This window comes from Pantoea sp. E956-1, assembly GCF_982223955.1.
Map to the genome: position 1 here is coordinate 1 of NZ_CEUYZP010000065.1, position 453 is coordinate 453.

The following is a 453-nucleotide window of genomic DNA, read 5'->3' on the forward strand; positions in this document are numbered from 1 at the left end:
TTTTTACGCTGATACTCGGTTACCTGTCCTGGCATCTGGTTGAGAAACGGATGTTGACTTTCAAATCCAGATTGTCGGTTCGTGCAGATAAAGCCGAACCCGTATTAATTCCGGAAAACGGAAAAACTTAAGTCGATGAGCCCGGTTAGTTAAATGGAATTCATGATGGCATGCGATGGTTTTGAAGTGGTGGTGAATGTGTTTGTGACACACGGTGACTTTCAATGAACTGGTTGAGGACGATGCTGGCAGATCGCAGGATTTTGTTGAGCCTGGTTTCAAATGATCTCCGCGCCCGTTATTTGACAAACTATCTTGGTTTCTTGTGGGTCTTTATTCAGCCGTGCGCGACAACGCTGATCCTGTGGTTCGTGTTTCAGTTCGGCTTCAAAGCGGCACCTCACGGCGACTTTCCTTTCGTCCTCTGGCTGGTGTGCGGGCTGGTGCCGTGGT

Annotated in this window: 1 pseudogene; it reads left to right on the forward strand. The window is 48.6% G+C overall.

Going from position 1 to position 453, the window contains the following annotated elements:
- Positions 1–224 precede the first annotated feature (224 nt).
- Positions 225–453 (forward strand): annotated as a pseudogene (locus AC0T7J_RS25275) (hypothetical protein); the annotation flags it as partial.